The sequence below is a fragment of the Rhizobium albus genome, assembly GCA_030160035.1.
In the GTDB taxonomy this organism is placed as follows: Bacteria; Pseudomonadota; Alphaproteobacteria; order Rhizobiales; family Rhizobiaceae; genus Georhizobium; species Georhizobium albus.
On record BSNO01000003.1, the window covers coordinates 481,677 to 503,390 of the forward strand.

19 protein-coding genes and 1 pseudogene are annotated in these 21,714 nt (G+C 60.4%); 13 read left to right on the top strand and 7 right to left on the bottom strand.

Annotated elements, in window-relative coordinates; translation table 11 throughout:
- The first annotated feature begins 15 nt into the window (after positions 1 to 15).
- Entirely contained in the window at positions 16 to 1,635 is a 1,620-nt protein-coding gene (locus tag QQL76_RS10090; RefSeq protein WP_499207521.1) for a fucose isomerase, read from the top strand.
- Positions 1,635 to 3,242 carry an FGGY-family carbohydrate kinase gene (locus QQL76_RS10095; RefSeq protein WP_499207522.1) on the top strand — a complete coding sequence of 536 codons (1,608 nt, stop codon included), beginning with the start codon at positions 1,635 to 1,637 and terminating at the stop codon, positions 3,240 to 3,242. The genes QQL76_RS10090 and QQL76_RS10095 overlap by 1 nt, the downstream gene beginning before the upstream one ends.
- 28 nt (positions 3,243 to 3,270) lie before the next feature.
- Here the strand turns inward: QQL76_RS10095 and QQL76_RS10100 are convergent, their stop codons facing one another.
- Positions 3,271 to 4,038, bottom strand: coding sequence for an IclR family transcriptional regulator (locus tag QQL76_RS10100; protein ID WP_499207523.1), 768 nt, complete (start codon positions 4,036 to 4,038; stop codon positions 3,271 to 3,273).
- A 207-nt stretch (positions 4,039 to 4,245) separates the two neighbouring features.
- Between QQL76_RS10100 and QQL76_RS10105 the strand changes: the two genes are divergently transcribed.
- From QQL76_RS10105 to QQL76_RS10140, 8 genes are all read left to right on the top strand, one after another.
- Positions 4,246 to 5,169, top strand: a complete 924-nt coding sequence (locus tag QQL76_RS10105; protein WP_499207524.1) for a dihydrodipicolinate synthase family protein — start codon at positions 4,246 to 4,248, stop codon at positions 5,167 to 5,169.
- A 115-nt stretch (positions 5,170 to 5,284) separates the two neighbouring features.
- Positions 5,285 to 6,283 carry a dihydroxyacetone kinase subunit DhaK gene (locus QQL76_RS10110; protein WP_499207525.1) on the top strand — a complete coding sequence of 333 codons (999 nt, stop codon included), beginning with the start codon at positions 5,285 to 5,287 and terminating at the stop codon, positions 6,281 to 6,283.
- 11 nt (positions 6,284 to 6,294) lie between these two features.
- Positions 6,295 to 6,894 (top strand): dihydroxyacetone kinase family protein, encoded by a 600-nt coding sequence (locus QQL76_RS10115; protein ID WP_499207526.1) that lies wholly within the window; start codon positions 6,295 to 6,297, stop codon positions 6,892 to 6,894.
- Positions 6,818 to 7,720 carry an HAD family hydrolase gene (locus QQL76_RS10120; protein WP_499207527.1) on the top strand — a complete coding sequence of 301 codons (903 nt, stop codon included), beginning with the start codon at positions 6,818 to 6,820 and terminating at the stop codon, positions 7,718 to 7,720. Before QQL76_RS10115 ends, QQL76_RS10120 begins: the two co-directional genes overlap by 77 nt.
- 489 nt (positions 7,721 to 8,209) lie before the next feature.
- Positions 8,210 to 9,190, top strand: a complete 981-nt coding sequence (locus tag QQL76_RS10125; protein ID WP_499207528.1) for a TAXI family TRAP transporter solute-binding subunit — start codon at positions 8,210 to 8,212, stop codon at positions 9,188 to 9,190.
- An 85-nt stretch (positions 9,191 to 9,275) separates the two neighbouring features.
- Complete coding sequence (locus tag QQL76_RS10130; RefSeq protein ID WP_499207529.1) at positions 9,276 to 11,942, top strand: TRAP transporter permease; 2,667 nt, start codon at positions 9,276 to 9,278, stop codon at positions 11,940 to 11,942.
- A 10-nt stretch (positions 11,943 to 11,952) separates the two neighbouring features.
- Entirely contained in the window at positions 11,953 to 12,378 is a 426-nt protein-coding gene (locus QQL76_RS10135; protein ID WP_499207530.1) for a universal stress protein, read from the top strand.
- 167 nt (positions 12,379 to 12,545) lie between these two features.
- Positions 12,546 to 13,397 (top strand): YihY/virulence factor BrkB family protein, encoded by an 852-nt coding sequence (locus QQL76_RS10140; protein ID WP_499207531.1) that lies wholly within the window; start codon positions 12,546 to 12,548, stop codon positions 13,395 to 13,397.
- Between the two features lie 65 nt (positions 13,398 to 13,462).
- Here QQL76_RS10140 and QQL76_RS10145 read toward each other — a convergent pair whose 3' ends face one another.
- From QQL76_RS10145 to QQL76_RS10165, 5 genes are all read right to left on the bottom strand, one after another.
- Positions 13,463 to 13,723: a DUF6894 family protein gene (locus QQL76_RS10145; RefSeq protein WP_499207532.1), complete on the bottom strand. Its 261-nt coding sequence runs from the start codon at positions 13,721 to 13,723 to the stop codon at positions 13,463 to 13,465.
- A 198-nt stretch (positions 13,724 to 13,921) separates the two neighbouring features.
- A complete protein-coding gene (locus tag QQL76_RS10150) occupies positions 13,922 to 15,907 on the bottom strand; it encodes a hypothetical protein (RefSeq protein ID WP_499207533.1) in 1,986 nt (661 codons plus the stop codon).
- A gap of 110 nt (positions 15,908 to 16,017) precedes the next feature.
- Entirely contained in the window at positions 16,018 to 17,244 is a 1,227-nt protein-coding gene (locus tag QQL76_RS10155; protein WP_499207534.1) for an ATP-grasp domain-containing protein, read from the bottom strand.
- A 257-nt stretch (positions 17,245 to 17,501) separates the two neighbouring features.
- Positions 17,502 to 17,972 carry a DUF421 domain-containing protein gene (locus tag QQL76_RS10160; RefSeq protein ID WP_499207535.1) on the bottom strand — a complete coding sequence of 157 codons (471 nt, stop codon included), beginning with the start codon at positions 17,970 to 17,972 and terminating at the stop codon, positions 17,502 to 17,504.
- Between the two features lie 68 nt (positions 17,973 to 18,040).
- On the bottom strand, positions 18,041 to 18,352 hold the full coding sequence (locus QQL76_RS10165; RefSeq protein WP_499207536.1) for a YrhK family protein: 312 nt from the start codon (positions 18,350 to 18,352) through the stop codon (positions 18,041 to 18,043).
- Positions 18,353 to 18,511: 159 nt separating this feature from the next.
- Between QQL76_RS10165 and QQL76_RS10170 the strand changes: the two genes are divergently transcribed.
- Both QQL76_RS10170 and QQL76_RS10175 read left to right on the top strand, forming a co-directional pair.
- A complete protein-coding gene (locus tag QQL76_RS10170; protein ID WP_499207537.1) occupies positions 18,512 to 18,961 on the top strand; it encodes a DUF305 domain-containing protein in 450 nt (149 codons plus the stop codon).
- Positions 18,962 to 19,200: 239 nt separating this feature from the next.
- Positions 19,201 to 19,470 (top strand): annotated as a pseudogene (locus QQL76_RS10175) (NADPH-dependent oxidoreductase); the annotation flags it as partial.
- A gap of 108 nt (positions 19,471 to 19,578) precedes the next feature.
- On the opposite strand, the gene QQL76_RS10180 reads toward QQL76_RS10175, so the two are convergent.
- On the bottom strand, positions 19,579 to 20,940 hold the full coding sequence (locus QQL76_RS10180; RefSeq protein ID WP_499207538.1) for a PRC-barrel domain-containing protein: 1,362 nt from the start codon (positions 20,938 to 20,940) through the stop codon (positions 19,579 to 19,581).
- 392 nt (positions 20,941 to 21,332) lie between these two features.
- On the opposite strand from QQL76_RS10180, the gene QQL76_RS10185 reads away from it, so the two are divergent.
- Entirely contained in the window at positions 21,333 to 21,608 is a 276-nt protein-coding gene (locus QQL76_RS10185; protein WP_499207539.1) for a hypothetical protein, read from the top strand.
- Positions 21,609 to 21,714: the final 106 nt, after the last annotated feature.

The following is a 21,714-nucleotide window of genomic DNA, read 5'->3' on the forward strand; positions in this document are numbered from 1 at the left end:
GGAGGAGGATTTGGAATGACCAAGGAAGTGGTTTTGATCGCAAGCGGCGATCTGCGTGAGAGCGCCAATTTGAAGTGCTGGCCCGCCCAGAGCGACATGGAAAGGCGGCTGTCAGCAGCGTTCGCCCGCCATGGCGCATCTATCAAGCGGGGTCACCCGGTCAAGGAAGATGCCGGGCATGGCTTCATCGCCACGCAGAAGGAAGGCATCGATGTCTTCAGGACGATCGACCCCGACGCTCCGCTCGTCGTGGCGGAAGCCGTCTGGCAGTATTCCCAGAACGTCCTTGCCGGGCTGATCCGCCATCGTGGCCCCATTCTCACCGTGGCAAACTGGTCTGGCACCTGGCCTGGACTGGTGGGGCTTTTGAACCTCAACGGCTCGCTCACCAAGGCCGGCGTGACCTATTCCAGCCTCTGGAGCATCGATTTCGAGGATGACTGGTTCGACGCCAAGCTCAAGGAATGGCTGACCACCGGACATGTGGAACAGGATGCCTCCCACGTTCGGGATTTCCAGCCTTCCTCCGTCGCTGCCGAGGCCGACGCGCTGGCCGAGGAGATCGCTGTCGATCTGTGGGCCAATCGCTCGATCATGGGCGTTTTCGATGAGGGATGTATGGGCATGTACAATGCCATTATCCCCGACGAGATGCTTTTCCCGCTCGGCATCTTCAAGGAACGGCTTTCGCAGTCGTCGCTCTACTACGAAGCGACGCAGATCTCCGAAGCCGAGGCTCGCGCGGTCTATGATTGGCTGATCGAACGCGGCATGACGTTCCATCTGGGTTCGGATGAAGCGACCGAACTCACCGAGGGCCAGGTTCTCGATCAATGCCGCATGTATATCGCGGCGGTCCGCATGGCCGATACGTTCGGCTGCGAGACGATCGGGATTCAGTATCAGCAGGGCCTCAAGGACCTTTTGCCGGCGTCCGATCTAGTTGAGGGCTTGCTGAACAATGACGATCGACCTCCCGTGAAAGACGCGGACGGCCGCATCATCAGGGATGGCCAGGCCATCGTGCACTTCAACGAGGTCGATGAATGTGCGGCCGTCGATGGCTTGCTCACGAACCGTATTCACCGAGCACTGGGTCAACCGGTCGAGACGACGCTGCATGATCTGCGCTGGGGCGATGTCGACCAGAGCAGAAGCGTCGATGACTACGTCTGGGTGCTCGAGATTTCGGGCGCTGCCCCTCCGGCTCACCATGAAGGCGGCTACCGCGGCTCGCAGTCGATGCGCCAGCCGCCCATGTTCTTCCGCAAGGGTGGCGGGACATTGCGCGGTGTCGCCCGTCCGGGCGAACTTGTCTGGTCGCGCATCTTCATCGCCGATGGTCGCCTCTGCATGGACATCGGCCGCGGCCGGGCTGTGTCGTTGCCGCAAGAGGAAACCGATCGGCGCTGGTCGCTGACCAACCAGGAATGGCCGATCATGCACGCCGTCTTTGTTGGCGTGAGCCGCGACCAGATGATGGCGCGCCATAAGGCCAATCACATCCAGGTGGTCTACGCACACGATGCGGCCGCTGCCGATGCGTCCTTGGCTGCTAAGGCGGCGCTCGCGAGCAAGCTCGGCCTCGACGTGAAGCTGTGTGGTGTATCGCTCGGGAAGGCTGAGAACGCGTGATGTCCGGTCCCTGCTTCATCGGCGTCGATGTCGGGACAGGCAGCGTGCGCGCAGGCGTTTTCGACGAGGATGGCGGCCTGCTCGGATACGCGTCCCGGCCGCTCAAGCTCTGGAAGAACGGCGACCATGTGGAGCAGTCCTCGGCCGATATATGGACGAAGACTTGCGAAGCCGTCCGCGAGGCTCGCACTGCGGCTGATGTCGCCAAGGAGCGTGTCGTCGGGATCGGCTTCGACGCGACCTGCTCCATGGTGGTCGTCGGCAAGGATGGCGAGCCATTGCCTGTTGGCCTCTCGGGCGAGCACGCGCGCGACGTGATCGTCTGGATGGATCATCGTGCATTGAAGGAGACGGACGACATCAACGCGACGTCCCATCCGGTGCTGTCCTTCGTCGGCGGCCAGATTTCCCCGGAGATGGAGACGCCGAAACTTCTTTGGCTGAGCAGACATGCACCCGAGACCTTCGCCAAAGCGGGCCACTTCTTCGACCTGCCTGACTATCTCAGTTTCCGGGCGACCGGAGACAGTGCACGCTCGAATTGCACGGTCGTTTGCAAATGGACCTATCTCGGCCACGAAAAGCGGTGGGACCGGTCCTATTTCGAGGAGATCGGGCTTGGCCGGTTGGCTGACGAAGAGTTCGACCGCATTGGTCCTTATGTGATCGATGTGGCGACACCGATCGCGTCCGGTTTGAAGGAAAGCGCAGCGATGGAGCTCGATCTTCAGGCGGGAACTGCCGTCGGCGCCTCCCTGATCGATGCCCATAGCGGCGGCCTTGGCACGCTTGGAGCCGGTGGCAGGGATCCTGCAACGGAAATGGCGCTGATCGCAGGCACGTCGGCGTGTACCATGACGCTGTCGCGTGAGCCGCGGTACGTCGAGGGCGTGTGGGGACCGTATTTCGGGGCGCTTCTGCCGGGCTTCTGGTTGAATGAAGGCGGCCAGTCTGCATTCGGAGCCGCCCTCGATCATGCCGTGTCTCTCCACCCGGCCTTTGCAGCCGCCAGGGAGGCGGCCGAAGCTGCCGGGCAGCCGTTGCTGGCTTTCCTGGAGGAGGCGGCCGTTCAGCGGGCCGGGACGCTGGAGGCAGCATCACTGATTGGCGCCGGGCTCGACGTAGTGCCGGAATTTCTCGGCAACCGTTCGCCCGATCCGGATCCGCATGCCAGCGCCATCATCTCAGGTTTGCGGCTCGGGACGGACCTCGACGACCTCGTTGACCTCTATGTCGCGACGCTCCGCGGGCTTGCCTATGGCACCGTCGACATCGTCGAGCGGCTGCGTGCGAACGGCCAGACGATCGACCGACTGATCCTGTCGGGCGGCTTCGCCAAAAGCGCCCTCATGCGCCGAATCTTGGCAGATGCCAGCGGCTCCGATGTCGAGCTAGCAGGTTCGAAGGAGCCGGTGCTGCTGGGCGCAGCGATGCTCGGCGCTGTCGCGGCCGGAGTGTACGAGGATGTTGGCGAGGCCGCGTCCCGCATGGTCCATCGCGGCGACAATCTCCAGGCAGACCCCGCACAGGCTGCGTTTCATGCCAAGGCACATGCGCGCTACGGGCTTTTGAAACAGGTCCAACGCGAGCTCCGTGCCCTGGTGTAGGTAGGCCGATGCCACGAACACGCGACCTTCAGGTCTCCGGACGGAAACCAAGACGAAGCGAGACCGTGTTTGCGTGGTGTGTGACCAGTTCGGCAAATGCCAGGATGCGGTCGCCGGACACTTTTTCGGTGTCTCCGCTGACGCTGATCGCCGCGAAGACAGAGCCTTGCGAGTTGCGGATCGGCGCTGCGACACAGGATGTGCCCGGCGTTAGTTCCTCATCATCGAGCGCATATCCGGTCCGGCGGATTTTCGTGAGTTCGGCTTTTAGAAGATCCGGGTCGCAGATCGTGTTGGGCGCCAGGCGCACGAGTTTGCGCGCGAGAAACCGATCGATCGCAGCGGCCGGCTGGAAGGCGAGGGCGACCTTGCCTGACGCCGTTGCGTGGGCCGGTGACGATTCAAGAACAATTAGCGTATTCACGCGCCGGCCGTCCGGGTCGGTTCGGTTGATCACTGTAGAGCTTTTGCCGTCGAAGACGGAGAGATGCACCGTCTGGCCGCTTGCCCGTGTCAGGGCCTCGACGCTGTCCTTGGCCTCGCGATGCAGATCCATGTTCGCCAGAACCGTCGTGCCCAGTTCGAACAGCTTCATGCCCAGCCGGTACTGGTCGCGCTCCCGCTCCTGCTCGACCATTCCGAGGTCGCGCATCGTGCGCATGATGCGATGGACGGTCGGCCTTGGCAGATCCAGGCGTTTCGCGATTTCCGAGACGGACAACTTGCGGTCGTATTCGGAGAAGCAGTCCAGGATCGCGACCACCTTCGCCAGGCTTTTCAGATTTTCGGAGCTCATCGGTTCAGCAAGGTCCTCGATATGCCAGGCAGCGACAGAGTGCGGACCACGGATCCACATCATGCGGCAAACAGCAACTCCGATTGCGGGTCAATGGATCATCCACCACGAACCACAATCCTGCAATTAAAATCCGTAATGCGGACTACTTGACCGGAATGCGAACATATGGAAGATGGCGCCAACTAATGCACAGAGGAGTTGCTCATGCCCCGCGTCCTGACCAAAGAAGACATCGTTGGAATTTTCCCGCCTGTCGTCTCGCCCTTCACGAAAGACGAAGAACTCGATCTCGCTGCCCTGCGTCGCGAAATCGACTACAACATCTCGTTGGGCGTCACGGGCGTCTGCGTTGGCGGCTCGACCGGTGAAGGCCACGCGCTCGACGCCGAGGATCTCGGTCAGCTGGTGAAGACGGCCCAGGAGACGGCGGCAGGACGCGTGCCGGTCATGGCCGGGATCATCACAACATCGACGCGTGAGGCCGTGAAGAGGGCGAAGGTCGCCCGCGACGCCGGCGCACAATGCGTCATGGTCACGCCGCCGATCTACCAGATCTGCTCGGACGACGGGATCTACGACTTTTATGCGACGATCCATAAGGAATCCGGCCTGCCGACGATGGTCTACAACGTCCTGACCTTTGCGCCTGTGACGCCGGCATTGATGCGCCGCATGGCCGGCAACCAGCACGAGACGGGCCTCATCGCCACCAAGGAAAGCATCGGCGGCTCGCTTGAAACCCTGACGGAACTGCTCGACACGATCGGTGACAAGATCTCGGTCACCTGGGCCCATGACTGGCTGCTCTATCCGGGGCTGGCGATCGGCGCCACCGGCTCGGTATCCGGCGCAGCGGCGCTCCTGCCGCGGCATTGCCTGGCGCTCTGGGATGCCGTTCAGTCCGGCAACGTAGCGTACGCCCAGCAACTCCATTTCGCGATCACGGATGTCTGCAGCCAGATCAGCCGCTACAACTGGCCGGCAGGGGTGAAGGCGTGCATCAACATGCAGGGACGCGATGTCGGACCGTGCCGCGCACCGTTCAATCGCGTGCCGGACGAGCAGCTGGAGCGGATCGCTGCGGCACTGAAGCGCGCTGACGCCATGGATCTGTCCGCCGCAGCCTGAGAAGGCGCCTGAACTGGCAATGCTGGTCGGCGAACCGGCATTGCCGCACAACCGGGCGCGGCGGCGTTGCTCGATTGTGTTGGACTGAGACCGGACGTTGTTGGGAGGACCGCCGATGAAGAAGATTCTGAACAATCCGGCTGATTACGTGGACGAGATGCTGGACGGCTTCGTTGCCGCGCATCCGGAGTTCTACGCCCAGCCCGAGCGGCGGGTGATCGCCCGGCCGGAGGGCGCGACGAGCGGCAAGGTCGGCATCGTGACCGGCGGGGGATCGGGCCATCTTCCGGTCTTCACCGGCTATGTTGGCCCGGGCTTCCTCGATGCCTGCGCCGTCGGCGACGTGTTCGCCAGCCCGTCGGCCGAACAGATGGCAAGCGCCATCCGTCATGCCGACGGCGGTGCCGGTGTCCTGCGGCTTTACGGAAACTATGGCGGCGACGTCATGAATTTCGACATGGCCGGCGAGATGGTCGACATGGAAAACGACATCCGCACCACCACCGTGCTTCTGGCCGACGACATCGTCTCGGCCGGCAAGGACGAGGCGGAAAAGCGCCGCGGTGTCGCCGGCATGATCTACGCGTTCAAGATCGCCGGCGCCTGTGCCGACACGAGAGCCGATCTCGACGAGGTCACGCGCGTGGCGCAGAAGGCCGCCGATGCGTGTCGCTCGATCGGCATGGCGCTGACGCCCTGCATCGTGCCGCAGGCCGGCAAGGCCAATTTCGAGCTCGGCGAGAACGAGATGGAAATGGGCATGGGCATCCATGGCGAACCGGGCATTTGGCGCGATGCGCTGCGCCCGGCCGACCAGATCGTCGACGAGATGATCGACCGCATCCTCGCCGATCATCCTTTCTCGAAGGGCGACCGGCTTTCCGTCCTCGTCAATTCGCTCGGAGCGACGCCGCTCGAAGAGCTCTACATCATGTACCGCAAGGTGAAGCAGCGCTTCGACGCCATCGGTGCCGAGATCGTCATGCCGCTCGTCGGGCGCTACGCGACCTCGATGGAGATGACCGGCGCGACGATCACGACCATCGCTCTGGATGAAGAGCTCGAACGCTATCTCAAGGCGCCGGCTGCCTGTGCCTACTGGCGCGTCGGGTGAGGGCGAAGAGCATGGCGACACTTGATAGCGCACGTCTCAAGGCTGCCCTGCAGCGTGTGGCTGAAGGCGCGGCCGCCGCTGCGGCAGAACTCAATGCAGCTGACGGCCAACTCGGCGACGGTGATCTCGGCATCACGGTCTCCAAGGGCTTTGCCGCGGCGGCGGAAGCCGACCTTCCCGACGATCTCGGCATGGCCTTCCTGGAATGCTCGAAGGCCTTCCAGCGCGTGTCGTCCTCCTCCTACGGCACGCTGGTCGCCACCGGCTTCATGGCTGCGGCCAAGAGCGCCAAGGGCTCCGAGACGCTCGATGCCTCCGCGATTCCGGCGCTGGTCGCTGCGGCGCGGGACGCGATGATGGCGCGCGGCAAGGGCGAGCTCGGCGCCAAATCGGTGCTCGACAGCCTCGATGCCTGTGCGAAAGCGATCGAAGGCGCCGACCCCGCCGAGATGGGCGACGAGGCCGTCGCCGCCGCACGCCAGACGCTGCAAGACTTCAAGGGCAGACCCTGCAAGCTCGGCCGCGCCCGCATGTTTGCCGAAAAGAGCGCCGAACTCGACGACCCCGGCCAACTCGCCTTCCTTCGCATCGTCGAGGCAGCCGTTAGCTAGCAGCAGGCCGAAGCCGCCTTGGCTTGTTCTGGAACCAGGACACGCCGCTGGTGAAACCGACCAGCTTTATGGAGAGATCAGCATGGCAGGAAAAGCAGATTTGGTGGCCGGAAAGGTAAAGGCGTTGATCTTCGATACCGGAGGCACGGTTTTCGACTGGCACAGCGGCGTAACCGAAGCTCTGTCGAGGATCGGCTCCGAATTCCGGATCGACGCGGACTGGCTGGCTCTGACCAAGGAGTGGCGGCGAACGTCGACCGACATGGTCAAGGAGGGACTGCCGACGGATGGCGGCCGCGCATCGATCGACATGGACGGCGTCCTCCGGCTGACGCTGGACAGGATGCTCGAGGAACGCGGGATCGAAGGATTTTCGAACGAGGGAAGGGCGCGCCTGGTTCATGCCTGGCACGATCTCGATGCATGGCGCGATGTCGTTGAGGCTCTGCCGCGCTTGAGGCGAAAGTTTATCGTATCGCCGTTCACGATCCTCAATACCCGCCTGGTGATCGATGCGTCGCGGCGGGCAGGATTGAGCTGGGACTGCATCATCTCCTGTGAAATGATCGGTATTTACAAGACGTTGCCGGGTTCCTACGCGACCGCGGCCCGGTGGCTTGGGCACCCTCACGACGAAATCCTGCTCGTGACCACGCATAACAACGATCTTCAGGCCGCCCATGAAAATGGCTTCCCAACCGCCTTTGTCTATCGTCCCGACGAATGGGGCGACATTCCCTCGCTAGACCCCGAGCCGGATCCGCGCGCCGATCTGGTCTGTCAGGATTTCAACGATCTTGCGGCGCAACTGGGTTGCAAAAGCTAGCGTCACCGCTTTGCGCAGGATAGGGCCGCTGTGGGGTGGACAGGTGGGACGTAAGCCCCTTCCGACATCATTTGGCGAGACTGAGACCATGTGTCCCAACGCACTGCCCTTTCGGCACGTTATTGACTTCGATGATTCTCGCCCGCGGCCATGGCAGCAAGTCGGCCGCGGGCTGAATCACTCAAAGACCGACGTCTCGGGGCCCAATCCGTCAGAACTTCTGACAGAAGCTTTCGTTGCCCGCATGCGATAAACGCGAAGATCTAAGCTCTGTGAACCGATTGCCTAGGTGCAACCGGTTCAACTGACGCTAGCGGCTCGAACCTGGGACACCGATAGTCTGACGCCCCAAACCACCGTCGCTCCCGTAAAACTTGAAATGTGGCTGAAAATAAGCCGTTATGTGGCGAGGTCTACGACCTCGAAAAGCTCCGGCGCCAAGCAGACGCGCATTGAAAGTGCTGCAGAACAGACTAACGGGAGACACGAATGACCCTCACCAAGATCCACATGACCGGCGTTGCCGCCGCTCTTGCCGCGACGCTGGGTGCAGGCACTGCGCTTGCCCAGGACCAGCAATTCATCTCGATCGGCACAGGCGGCGTCACCGGCGTCTACTATCCGGTCGGCGGCGCCATCTGCCGCCTGATGAACCAGAACCGACGCGAGCACGGCATCCGCTGTTCGGTGGAATCGACCGCGGCCTCCGTCTATAACGTCAACGCCATCCGTGGCGGCGAACTCGATTTCGGTGTCGCTCAGTCGGACGTTCAGTACAACGCCTATAATGGCGAGGCTGATTTCGAAGAGCTCGGCGCCCAGGAAGATCTGCGAGCAGTCTTTTCGCTCCACAATGAGCCTTTGACGATCGTCGCTCGGGCCGATGCCGGCATCGAATCCTTCGCCGACATCGAAGGCAAGCGGGTCAATGTCGGCCAGCCTGGCTCCGGCACGCGTTCGCTGATGGATCTCCTGATGGCAGAGCGTGGCTGGACGACTGCAAACCTCGCCGTGTCTGCTGAGCTTGCGCCTGCCGAGCAGAGCGCAGCGTTGTGTGACAACAACATCGATGCTTTCGCCTATGCCGTCGGGCATCCGGCCGGCGCCATCCAGGAAGCCACCACGACCTGCGACAGCGTTATCGTCAATGTCGATGGGGAAGAGGCTCAGGCGCTGCTCGACCAGTACCCCTACTACACCGCCGCAACGATCCCGGGCGGCATGTATCGCGGCAATGACGAGGACATCACGACCATGGGCGTCGGCGCGACGCTCGTCGCTTCGGCCAATGTGGACGAGGAAGTTGTCTACCAATTGGTCAAGGCCGTCTTCGACAATTTCGAAGACTTCAAGAGCCTACACCCGGCGCTTGAGAACCTCGAAGCTTCCGCAATGGCGAACGAGGGCAATTCGGCTCCCCTGCATCCAGGTGCCGAGCGGTACTTCCGCGAAGCCGGCCTGATCGAATAGTCAGGCCTCGTGAACGCGCGGCGAGAGCGCCGCGCGTTCATATCGCTTTATCGGCGTAAGCCGCCTCCACGATGAAAGACGCGCCATGAGCGACGGTACCCGGGACGTCGACGCCCGCAAGAGCATGAACGATGACGAACTCCAGGATCTCGTCGCAGCAACCGACACGGGTGCACGCAATCCCGCGGGAACGGCGGGCTTTGTCATAGCCGGCGTTGCGCTGCTGTGGTCGCTCTTCCAAATCTACATTGCGTCGCCGCTGCCGTTCATGCTCGCTCAGGCGACTGGCTTGCAGGTGGTGCTGAACGACACGCAAAGCCGCTCGATCCACCTGGCTTTCGGTGTCTTCCTTGCTTTCATGGCCTTTCCGGCCTTTGCCAGCTCGCCACGCAATCGCATCCCGCTGCTCGACTGGGTCCTGGCGCTGGCGGCCGCATTCTGCGCGCTCTACATCTTCCTCTTCTACCGAGATCTGGCACGCCGGCCCGGCCTTCCGATCACGCAAGACATCGTGGCCGCAGGCATCGGCATGCTGCTGTTGTTGGAAGCCACGCGCCGCGCGCTCGGACCACCGCTTGTCGTCGTTGCCGTCGTCTTCCTGGCCTACGTATTCTTCGGCTCGTCCACCCTGGTCCCCGACATCATTCGCTGGGGCGGAGCCTCCTTCTCTCGCGCCATGGATCAGATGTGGCTGTCGACCGGCGGCGTCTTCGGGGTCGCGCTTGGCGTATCGACAGCCTTCGTTTTCCTGTTCGTACTGTTCGGCTCGATGCTGGACAGGGCAGGGGCCGGCAACTTCTTCATCAAGCTCGCCTTCGCCCTGCTCGGACATTTGCGCGGAGGTCCCGCCAAGGCGGCCGTGCTGGCATCGATGATGACGGGTCTTATTTCCGGCTCGTCCATCGCCAATGTGGTGACCACCGGCACATTCACGATTCCGCTGATGAAGCGTGTGGGCTTCTCGTCGGAAAAGGCCGGCGCGGTCGAAGTCGCAAGTTCGGTAAACGGCCAAATCATGCCGCCGGTGATGGGCGCTGCTGCCTTCCTCATGGTGGAATATGTCGGCATTCCCTATATTGACGTCATCCGCCACGCGTTCTTGCCGGCACTGATTTCCTACATAGCGCTGCTCTACCTCGTGCACCTTGAAGCGGTGCGCAACGACATGCCGGCGCTGCCGAAGCGTGTCGACCGGTCGGGACGCGAAGCGCTGCTGCGGACACTGATCGTCATGCTTTCGATCGTGCTGATCGTTGGTGCGATCTATTACGCGATTACGTTCGTGCGCTGGCTCGTTCCGGCCATCTCTGCGCCGGTTCTGCTGCTGTCCCTACTCGGCGCCTATGTGGCGCTGATCTGGTATGCGGCGAAGTCGCCGGAACTGGAAATCGACGATCCCGATGCAGAAGTGGTCGAGCTGCCGATCGCATCGGAAGTTCTGAAGACGGGCCTTCATTACCTCATCCCGCTCTTCGTCCTGGTCTGGTTTCTCATGGTCGAGCGCCTGTCGCCCGGCCTGTCGGCGTTCTATGCCGTCATGACGCTGATCGTGATCACGATCACGCAGAAGCCGCTCAAAGCCTTCGTCCGGGGTATGCAGTCTGACGAGACGCGCCGCGCCATGCGCGAAGGCTTCGATGATCTCATTGTGGGCATGATCCTCGGCGCCCGCAACATGATCGGCATCGCTTGTGCCACCGCTGCAGCCGGCATCATCGTCGGTACCGTCACGCTGACCGGCATCGGCCAGGTCATGGCCGAGTTCGTCGAATTCCTGTCGGGTGGCAATATCTTCCTGATCCTGGTCTTCACCGCCATCATCAGCCTGGTGCTTGGCATGGGCCTGCCGACCACGGCGAACTACATCGTCGTGTCGTCGCTCATGGCGCCTGTCATCGTCGAACTCGGTGCGGCGAACGGCGTGCTCATCCCGCTGATTGCGGCGCACATGTTCGTCTTCTATTTCGGCATCATGGCCGATGTGACGCCACCGGTCGGCCTTGCTTCGTTCGCGGCAGCTGCCGTATCGGGCGGTGATCCGATCAAGACCGGCTTCACGGCGTTCTTCTACTCCCTCCGTACGGTCCTCCTGCCGTTCATTTTCGTCTTCAACACGGATCTCCTGCTGATCGACGTCGGCGTTGCAGGCGCCATCTGGATATTCATCAAGGCAACCTTTGCTATGTTGATCTTTGCGGCTGCGACGCAAGGATTCTTCATGGCGCGCAGCCGCATCTGGGAATCCGCGATCCTGCTGCTCGTCACGTTCCTGCTGCTGCGCCCCGGCTTTTTCCTTGATCTCGTGCAGGCACCTTACGACACCGTGCCGCCGCAGCAGGTGTTCCAAGTCGTCGAAGCAGCGCCGGACGGTGGCGAAATCCGTCTTGAGATATCGGGTCCCGATTTCGATAATCCGGACACGATCGTCAGCCGAACCATGGCGTTCGGTCTCGGCGAAGCGGGCGCACCAGGCGAAGTGCGGTTTGAGGAAGCGATCGGCCTGATGGCGATGCTGGATGGCGAGCGTGTGGCGCTGGATGAGCCGCTCGACCTCAACAGCCTCGCGGGTAGGACGCTCGGTGACCTCGACTTCTATACCGATCCGCCCGTCCAGATCACCCTCGTCGAGGTCCCAGCCGAACGTCTCCCGCGCGAGATCATGTACATTCCAGGCTTTCTGCTGTTTGGGCTGGTGTTCTTCACCCAGCGCCGACGGGGCGGCACGCTTTTCGGCAACCCGCAAGCCAGGTAAGGGGACGACGATGTACAGCGAAATCCTCGTTTCTCTCGATCTCGGCGACAAGATGATGGCCGAGAAAACACTGAGCACGGCGATCGATTACGCCAAGGTCTTCGGTTGCCGACTGCATGTGATGACGGTCGTGCCTGACTACGGGATGGCGATCGTCGGCGGCTTCTTCCCGAAGGAGCATGAGCAACAGGCGATCCAGCACATGGACGGTCTGCTGCACGCCTTTACCAAGGCGCACGTGCCGGCCGACATCCGCCACCGTCATATCGTCGGGCATGGGTCGATCTATCGAGAGATCTTGCGCTACGCGGATGTCGCTAAGGCAGATCTGATCATTCTCGCCGCTGCCACGCCAGGCCCGGAAGATTTCCTCATCGGCCCGAATGCCGCCCGCGTCGTGCGACACGCGAAGATCTCAGTTCTTGTTGTGCGGTAATCTGCGAACGAAACGAACACTACTGAGCTCGGACTTCAGTCTCGCCGCAACTTGCGCACACACTTGAGCGTTCGCCGGATGAAGAGGCCTGTTCCCGCACTCGGCGGGCGGACCGGTCGCGAATGCGTTTGACCTGGTACCAGCCTACACTTGCTCGGAGGATGGTCTTGATCGGATTGTCAGGTGTCAAAGAAGTCGCAATATCGGCCGCGCAGGGTTGGTTGAACGATCGAGCGTTGAGCCTTGGTGCGGCAATCGCGTTCTACACGCTCTTCGCGCTCGCTCCCATGCTCCTGACAGCCGTTGCCGTGGCGGGATTGGTGTTCGGCCAGGAAGCGGCCCAAGGCGCTCTCGTGGGAGAATTGGGCGGACTTTTGGGTCCACGGGGTGCGGAGGCGCTCGAGGCCATGCTGGCGAATACGCGCGACACAGGAAGCGGTATCATCGCAACTATTGTCGGGACGGTGACTTTCCTCGTGCTCATGACCGGCGCCTTCGTTCAATTGCAGGACGCACTCAACCTGATCTGGAAAGCCCCGCCTGCTCGCCATTGGGGACTGGCCTTGGCACGCAGCCGGCTGATGAGTTTCGCCTTCGTCATTGGCATCGGATTCCTGCTGCTGGTCTCGCTGGTCATCGACGCAGGCCTCACCGCAGTTGGTACCTATCTTGGCGAGAAGCTTCCAGGCTGGTCAGTGGTTTTGTTCGCGTTCAATTCGCTGTTGGCCCTCGCCAGCGCTAGTGCAATGTTCACGGCAATCTTCAAGGTTTTGCCGGATGTTCCGGTAGCGTGGCATGACGCGTGGGTCGGCGGGCTGCTGACGGGGCTGATGTTCACGCTCGGCAAGTTTTTGATCGCCTTCTATATCGGCAGCAGCGGGGTCGCATCGACATACGGGGCGGCTGGGTCTATCGTCACGATACTTCTCTGGATCTATTACTCATCCCAGATCGTGCTGTTCGGCGCCGAAGTTACGAAGGCTTACGCGGAAGTCCGCGGCGACGCCGATACTCGGTAAAGATGCCCAGCCAATCCGAGAATTTACATCGAAGAATATGTTGTGTCCGCCGCACCAGTATTGCGTCAGAGAACTGACTCGTCGTCGAACGCCCGGCAATCCGCCCCTTGGGAATCGACAGTGCATTCGTAGACGTAGGACCCTTCCTCGTCCCTCACTTTGACGACGACGTGACGCCGCGAACCGTCTGGCAGGATCTCACGTGTGATCTGCCCAACGGTATTCATTGCTGCAGTACGCGCTCCTTCAAGGTCGACCATCTGCAGACCCTGATCATCCTTGGCGATGCGCGTTCCATCCACGACGTCGAAAAAATACCTGGCCATTTCCTTCTCCCCATGGGGCGAGCCCATCATCGGACGAGGCCTCGCCTTGATCCCATGGAAAGGAAACGGCTGGGTATATGAGTTGTTCCGGAAATTGGCATATCCCACGGATTTTGAGTTGAGCCTTCTGGATCCCGCAGTAAGCGGGGATGAGATCGACCGGTGGCCGGTTGAGGCGCTGGGCGTCGAAGCGGTGGACTATTCGGGCTGGCGGGACATTCCCCATCCGGCTGCGGTCAATGCGACCACTTTATCGACCAGGCTGGCTGGCACGATGGAGCAGTCCCCAGCTGAAATGGGATCATCGTGGAAGATGTACACATAAGCCGCGAACTGCTCGAAAGGCAGAGAGGCTTCCCCAAAGCGCTCCCCATGACCTTCCGTCGACACGACAGTGCCGTTACCCCAATCCTGGCCACTGTCATTGTTGGGGTTGTAAAAATAAACGCGCATCACTCCATCTTGGTCCAGCGAAACCCTGATCAGGCTGATGGCGTGCCACCCAATAAATGTGCCGGTGTTGGTCGTCGCCGCTATTCCGACTGGTTGCGGGTGAACGATCTGCTGATGACCGTTCCATGTCGGATGATACGCGGCACAGAACCGGCTTACGAAATTTCGGTGCTCCGCCAAAAGCCCGCTGTTGACGTCGACGGCGATATGGAAATCGCGCCCCACCCACCAGCCATGCAGTTCAGGGTTGATCCAGCGATGGGGATCCTCACCTCGGTTCCCGCAGCGGCGGCCCATTTCCGCATAGAGCTTATCCAGGTGAGGCACGAGGATCGCTGATATCGGGTCGGTGTCCAGCACGGGGGTCGTCACCAAGCCGTGCCCGAGATCTTTGCTTTCGATCCGCTGCCCCTCGAAATGCATGATGAGATTATCGTGCAGCGCCGTTTGGGCCACGATATGCAGCAGGTAGTCCGGATCATTCAACGCCCAAAGAGAGAGTGCTCGGGCTGATTGGCAGGTTGGATTGTTGCCCTGACCCACGCCGAGCGGCAGGCCAAGCATCTGCAGCAGCCCGGCCACGAGGTAAGCCCTCGGCTCAACCCTTGTGCCGAACCTTTGCGACAGCACCGTCTGCACCGCGTTGCAAATGGTCAGATCGAGCATTCGCCAGAACGACGGGGCGACAGGTGGTGAATACAGGATCCCTCGCTCCAGCATGAGCGCCAGACCCAACACCGCCTGCGCGGTTTCGGGGAAGACCGCAGTACGGATAAGGTCGTGGGTCAGCGCCGAATAGCATCGCATCGCATCGAGCCCGGTGCTGCTCAATCCAAGTGCTCTGCCCAGAAGCGCGTCGCTTCGGTGGTCGACCGCCCAACGGACGAATGCGGGATGATAGTCGGAGACGATGCCTGTTTCATGCATGCGCTTGGCGAGCGTTTCGGCTTCGAGCTTGAGCGTTTCGTCGTCTGCTGAAGAGAGGCGGTCTCCGTAGCGGCATAGGCCGGGGTCATCGGCGCATAAAGAGGTGGGGGAAAACGCGGCCTCGACAAGCCGCCTGGCCCGATCGGACAGGTGGGATCGGGGAAAGTTGGCGTTCGATCCTGTCACCGCGATTTGGGCAATCATCCCTTTGATGTGGTCGATCTGGATTGGACGCTGGGCAAGCACACGATGGACCTCATCCACGAGCTTCTCCTGGATGGTCATCGGTCCGACGATTTCGAGCAGAGTCGAGAAGAGGCGGTTTATTGCTGGATCGAGAGACCCGGCCGACGCCCGGCTGGCTTCGTCGCTTGTACCGAATATGCGGGCGAGGTTGAGCGCCAACACCTTGGCCAAGAATTCCGATGCTGCCTCAGCCGTCAGTCCGGTCTTCTGATATGAGCCGCTGGCGACTACGCCGAAACGCAAGAGGCTCATGCATTCAAGCATCTTGGTTTGAAGCGGACCATCTCTCAACGTACCGCCGACCAGGCCGGGCAAGAGAGCTTCCGGACGGTCCCAATCGGAGCCCGCAAACAAGCCTGCAGCATCGGCTCTGGCCACTCTGTCACGCAGTACAGCCAGTCCGCCATCGTTCACCATGATCCTGCGAGCGACGTCGAGCAAACGGCCTTGATAGTTGGCCTTCGCGAAGGACGATGCATTCTCCAATTGCTCGAGCATGCGGTCGAACTGTCCGACAGTTTCAGCGAGCGGTCGCCGTGTCATTTCCAGGTGGTTCATCAATGTTCCGTGCCTGTGGCTTGCGGTTCCGCCCTGTGGACGGTTTGTCCAGCATGCCGCAGGGCTCAGTCTCGATCGATAGCGACCTGCGCCAGAGAACGAAGCAATCGCTAGACGTAAAAATCCAGCTCTTCCTGTCGTTTCAGCAGGTCCCGCATTTGGTGCGCGTCGCTGCCGAAGAAGTAGACCAACCCCCAATGGGTCCCAAACGCCGTGCGCTTGGTCACTTTCTGCTCCATCGGCGGCGCAAGTTCGTGGAACTCGAAATAGCTATGGTTCTCGGTTTCGTCGGGTATCTGCAACTCGCTCACCACGCGCCGACGCGGATAGACGCCGAAACATCCCGCATGTCCCTGCGCTCCAGTGACAGGTTCCGGGAAAAATGCATCCAGTTCATCTTGTGTCGACTTCGGATCGAAGGCGAGCACCAGCGCCTGATAAGCATTGAAGCCGTAGGCACGTTCCATCAGCTCAAACGCATTGAACCCTGGCGGACGATAGGCCACTTCACCGAAATAGAGCGTACCGTCATTCGTGACGAAGTATTCCGGATGGATGAAGCCAAAGTCGATATCGAACACGTCGATCAGCTTTTCGATCTGTTCCGTAATGCGGCCGCGCCACTTTTCCAGTTCTGGCGTGGCAGGCACAAAGACAGAGTAACCAAGCGTCACATACTCCGATATGTTGAGGAACTGGATTTTTCGGTCCTTGATCCAGGCTTCCACCGCAAATTCCCAGCCGTCCAAATGCGATTCCAAGAGAGCGGGAAACTCGTCGTCTGAAATCGCATCGACGTCGTCGGCAGTCCTGATCACGCGGTGCCCGAGACAGCCTGCCTTGTCGAAGGCTTTCATGTGGATCGGATCGTTCACGTCGCCTTCGAGCTTGAGCAGCGTTTGGTTGACGCGCTTCAGGAACCGAATGACATCGGACTTGTCCATCGCCTCTTCGAAGATGCCCACTCGGATACCGCCGAGCTGGGCGCGACGCTTCATCAGGGACTTGTCACGAAACAGCATCGACTGACCAAGAAGACGCGGATTGCCGAGAAGGACGGAATTGATGGCGCCAGCCCACTCCACAGTTTCTTCGAACAGCGGGATGGCAACGTCGACGCCCATGTCTTTGAGCGTCTGCGCAATTTCATGCGAGCGGTCATTCAGCCGCTCGAAATCCCATTTGATGAACGGGATATCGTTGGCGGTTGCATACTCCTCGGCCCAATAAGGCGCGACGACGACATAGCGGCGATCGAATTTCGCGATTGCCTCAATCGCCTTGAGACTCCATCCAAGAATGGCGACATAGCCCTTTTCGGGATCTGCTGCAGTCATACGATCTCCCAGCCCGGCCCGCGAGAGGCCGTGATTTTAATTTGATCATCGAATTAGATTGTTCTGTATTTGGGTATCACAGCGCTGCAAATAACGCAAACAGCCGAGACGGCGCCGGATGCTCGGGAATAATGCTTCGAACTTCGAAATTATTTTTGGCGACTTGGCTACGGATGTCGGAGCCAGTTCAACTGCTCCGCGAGATAATGCATGATCGGCCAATGCTGAACTGGAATGGCCTATGTCGGCGGCTCGCCTTACGCTTGTTTCAGCCCCACACTGAGCGTCCCATCGCTTTCCATGATGACATAGTCGACCGACGCGACGGTCGTTCCGCCAGCGCTGCGGATGGCACTTAAGGCTTCATCCTGCGTGACCCGTTGATGTCTCATCGTCTCCTGGCAGAAGGCGCCATCCCTTGCAAGGAGCGATGGCTCCGAGCGGGCTACGGAAGCAATGCGCTTCGACCGGACGGACATGAAGGTCACGAGATATTGGAGGAAGATCAGCAGTGCGAGCGCGGTTGCGCCTTCAGCGAGCGCCACGCTTTCTTGCAGGAGGATAGCTGAAAGCGTGGATCCCAGCGCGATCGTGACTACGAAGTCAAACGCATTCAACTTCGCGAGCGTGCGTTTTCCAGAAACGCGCAGAAAAACCACCAGCGAGGCATAGGCCAGAACACCCACGATTACTGTGCGGATGATGCCTTCCCAGTTCTGGAAGAACATGTCGCTCCAATTCATGGAAGCTCCTTATGTAAACCGCGTTGTCAACTTCGAGGCAAGAGCAGAAAGGCTCAATCCATATCGCGCACGCCGCTCCAGCCGGCTCGACGGGCTAGGGCGTCCACATCACCAAGTGCGGCGTAGCGCACTTCCCTCGATATCCTGATGATTGGCTTCAGCAGGAAAAAGAACGATCCGACTATGTAGAACCACGTCGCGATCGCTTTCGTCTCATCACTCAGCGAAAGAATGCTGCCTGTCAGAAAGCAAAGTGCAGCAGCGACGTCGACGATCGTATGCAGCAGTTCCGACATTGCATAGATGCGCTTGTGAACCATCAGATGGCTTCTCGCATCGACATGAAAAAGCTGTGTCGGCTTCATCGTGCACTCCACATCAACTGTCCTGTGCAGTCGAACACCTGCCGGAGCCAGATGTTTCGCATAGCTCCTGGAAATGGCTGGACGCCGCGTTCTTTAGATGTCTGATGGAACAACGCAGCAGGCGCGTTCTTTGCGGGAAAGAACCTGAAGGAGCGCGTCATGAGCTACACCCGCTTTGGAGCGATGATCGTCACGTCGACCATCGTGATGTTCGGTCTGATGTATCTGAACACCTATGCTGCCGATCATGTCTTCTACAGCCAGACCCGTACCTGGATGGCGCTCTACATGGGCGCCGCCATGGCCGTGATCATGCTTGCTTATATGGGGGCAATGTACCGCAACCGGACAGTGAACATTGCCATCGTCGCACTCAGCGTCGTCATCTTCGGAGCAAGTTTATGGTTGTTGCGAAGCCAGACCACCGTCGGTGATGTTGCCTACATGAAGGCGATGATCCCGCATCACTCTATCGCGGTGCTGACCAGCGAGCGTGCCCGGATCAGGGATCCGCGGGTCCGCGCACTCGCCGACGAAATCATCAATGCCCAGGTGCGGGAAATCGACGAAATGAAGCGTCTGATCATTGAGCTCGAACAGGCGCAATAACGCGGCGCGGAGATCTAGCCGGCGTCGGGTGACAGCGCTTTTTCGAGCTCACGGATGACGTCCATGACGAATCTCGATCGTCATCGGCTTGAGGATCAGCAAGCTCCGGATTGTCCGCCAGCGGATTTCCAGCGAGCATCTCGACCGTCTCGTCATCCCGCACCATCCAATGACGGCAGATGTTCAGACGGTCGACGATCTCGTCTTTGCTCGCTGCTCCGGGAAGAAATCGATCCCGATACAATCGGGTCGGTCTTGTGGCCGTCGTCGGCAACGAAGACGGCGCCCATCATGTGTCTGCAGAGCTTTATCAGGCACTTAACGACGTGGGATTCGCACTCGCTCCGAATGCCGTGAGCTACTGGGTCGGGGAGGCGATGTCAGCAGTCGATTTTCGCGATCTGGATGATGTGCCGGAGGCGGTGACAGCAGCGATACGTATGGCGACGCGAAATGCAGTTCATCTCGCGCGTCTGCTGAAAGCGGAGCCCTTCGGGCCTGTGCTTTGAGATCAAACGCGGCAGTCGGTTCTGACGCCGGCAAAACCGGCATGCCACCGCCAACATAAAAGGCCGGGCGCTCACCGCCCGGCCATATTGTTTGAAGGTCTTCGGCTGCTAGAGGCTGCTCATGTCGATCTCTTGAGTGCGCCGAAGCTCACGAACGCCATTTGCGTCGAACGGCGGCAAATCACGGATCTCGTCCTGCGTCATTCCTCGCAGGATCAGCACGTCTCGCTCATCATGCATCGATAGTCGATCGAACGGCAGGGCGACCTCCCGCTCACCAAGCCCCAGGAAGCCGCCGTGAGCGAGGATGGCAAAGACATCATCTCCATCGGACACGAGCCGATCGACTGTACCAAGCTGGTTGTCGCGGGCGTTGTAGACGTCACGGCCGATGATCTCGCTGACCGCGACGGCCTGCCTCGTCTCTGAGGACACGGACTGGCGTTCATTGCGGTCAGCCGACTGTTCGGACGACTGAGCCGATCGCCTTGACGCGTCGCCTTGCCGCTCCTCCTCATTGGGGAGCGTTCGGGCTTGCCTCTGGTTTGCCTGCTCCGCCGCCGGTCGATCGTCTGAGCTGCGCTCCATGCTGATTTGCGGTTCACCGGACTGGGAGAACTCGATCTGTGGTTCGCCTTCGCTGGTTAGTTCGATATTGGGCTCAGCCCGCTCGTACCGAATACGTGGCTCCGCACGCTCGATCTGGACGTTCGCATTGCCGTCGTCGTTCCTCTGTGTGCGCGCGATCACGGGTTCTCCACTGCGCACATTGACTTGCGCTTCGTCGCCTTCCCGGACCGCGATCTCGGGTTCCTGTTGCTCGACCGATACGCGCGGCTCGCTTTGAGAAACTTCGACCTGCGGCTCGGGTGAGCGCACATTGACGTCGGGCTCTGGCATTCGAACAATGATCTCGGGCTCCGGCTGATCGATCGTTATTGTCGGCTGGGGCATGTGAACCCTTACCGTAGGCTCTGCCTGACGCACTATGATCTCCGGTTGGCCCTGGTTCACCGTGACCTCCGGCTCCGCCGCGCTCACAGTTATTTCTGGAGCGGGCTGCTGAACCGTGACTGTTGGTTCCGGTTGTTCCACGATGATGCGGTCTCCGGTCTCCGCGCTCTCGTCGCCGCGTGTCTGCGCTTCTTCCAATGCCGCCTCGGCTCGTTCGACATAAACTGCGCATTGTGTGGGATCGCCGACGTCAACAGCTACGTCGGCATTGTCGATCCAGGCTTGCTGGAACCGTTCGGCGTTTTCCTCCGAGATGCGCTGCAGATCCGTGCAGGCGGTGTTCGAAGCATTTCGTTGCCCGATCATACCCTCGCCACCGCGAGCATCCTGTGCTTGTGCCAGGGGAGTGACAGCGGTGCTGCAAAGCAGCGTGAGTGCCAATACAGATTTAGTATTCATGAGATGGTTCTCCTTTGTTTCGAATGTTTCCGGATGGCCGTCTTTGACGACTTTCACTGACGCTTGGACCACGCGCGGAGGCTGGCCGAAGCGAGAAGCGTGACGATGCCCTCAACCCAACTCTTGTAGTGTCTTGGAATCGAAGAGGCAGCGGAGGCCGGAAGAGGACACGGAGCCCTTGCCTCCGGCATCCGCCCACCCGAATGGACCCGTCAGCAACGGTGTCCAACGTGACGCATGGTCAGCCGAGCTGCGTCCAGAACTGATCGGTTCTTTCGCGGTCTTCCATACCGGCTTCCGGGTCGCCAAATCGGCTGCGATCAACGGAGGGGGCGTTCTCCATCTCGCTCCCTGAAGAGCGGTGGAGCCCTGCCAACTGTGGGCCTCTCGCTATGTTCCAAAAGAAATTTTTCGTGATGCCGGCAGGAAATGACGCGACGGATCGGAACATGGCGCGTGGCGTCTCGTTGGCCCTGGAGAGAAAAAAGGAGACCGAGATGGCTGAGAGAGCAAAGAGCGCCCAGCGGACCGAAGTCGATATTGCATCCGAGCGCATGGGCCGAAACCGGCTTCAAGGCGATGATCAATCCAACGTGCACAACGAGAGACAAGCCGTTCCCGATGTGAAGCAGGAAACGGACGAAGTCATCGAGAGCTTCGAGAAGTTGGACAAAGACCATCGGGCGAAGAGCGACCTTGGAAAGGGCAACCGAAGCGGAGAGTGATGCCCGATACTCAATCCTTACCCAATGGCCCGCGCCTCTCGAAGGTCGCGGGCCAATTTGTGATTCCACCACCGGTGACTGCTGCACCTGGCAACAGGCTACTTCG

Bases quoted from the DNA above. Each gene is read 5' to 3' on its own strand.
- QQL76_RS10100 (WP_499207523.1), bottom strand. From the start codon at position 4,038: ATGAGCTCCGAAAATCTGAAAAGCCTGGCGAAGGTGGTCGCGATCCTG.
- QQL76_RS10090 (WP_499207521.1), top strand. From the start codon at position 16: ATGACCAAGGAAGTGGTTTTGATCGCAAGCGGCGATCTGCGTGAGAGC.
- QQL76_RS10110 (WP_499207525.1), top strand. From the start codon at position 5,285: ATGAAGAAGATTCTGAACAATCCGGCTGATTACGTGGACGAGATGCTG.
- QQL76_RS10125 (WP_499207528.1), top strand. From the start codon at position 8,210: ATGACCCTCACCAAGATCCACATGACCGGCGTTGCCGCCGCTCTTGCC.
- QQL76_RS10135 (WP_499207530.1), top strand. From the start codon at position 11,953: ATGTACAGCGAAATCCTCGTTTCTCTCGATCTCGGCGACAAGATGATG.
- QQL76_RS10130 (WP_499207529.1), top strand. From the start codon at position 9,276: ATGAGCGACGGTACCCGGGACGTCGACGCCCGCAAGAGCATGAACGAT.
- QQL76_RS10095 (WP_499207522.1), top strand. From the start codon at position 1,635: ATGTCCGGTCCCTGCTTCATCGGCGTCGATGTCGGGACAGGCAGCGTG.
- QQL76_RS10115 (WP_499207526.1), top strand. From the start codon at position 6,295: ATGGCGACACTTGATAGCGCACGTCTCAAGGCTGCCCTGCAGCGTGTG.
- QQL76_RS10105 (WP_499207524.1), top strand. From the start codon at position 4,246: ATGCCCCGCGTCCTGACCAAAGAAGACATCGTTGGAATTTTCCCGCCT.
- QQL76_RS10185 (WP_499207539.1), top strand. From the start codon at position 21,333: ATGGCGCGTGGCGTCTCGTTGGCCCTGGAGAGAAAAAAGGAGACCGAG.
- QQL76_RS10170 (WP_499207537.1), top strand. From the start codon at position 18,512: ATGAGCTACACCCGCTTTGGAGCGATGATCGTCACGTCGACCATCGTG.
- QQL76_RS10145 (WP_499207532.1), bottom strand. From the start codon at position 13,723: ATGGCCAGGTATTTTTTCGACGTCGTGGATGGAACGCGCATCGCCAAG.
- QQL76_RS10150 (WP_499207533.1), bottom strand. From the start codon at position 15,907: ATGAACCACCTGGAAATGACACGGCGACCGCTCGCTGAAACTGTCGGA.
- QQL76_RS10160 (WP_499207535.1), bottom strand. From the start codon at position 17,972: ATGTTCTTCCAGAACTGGGAAGGCATCATCCGCACAGTAATCGTGGGT.
- QQL76_RS10165 (WP_499207536.1), bottom strand. From the start codon at position 18,352: ATGAAGCCGACACAGCTTTTTCATGTCGATGCGAGAAGCCATCTGATG.
- QQL76_RS10155 (WP_499207534.1), bottom strand. From the start codon at position 17,244: ATGACTGCAGCAGATCCCGAAAAGGGCTATGTCGCCATTCTTGGATGG.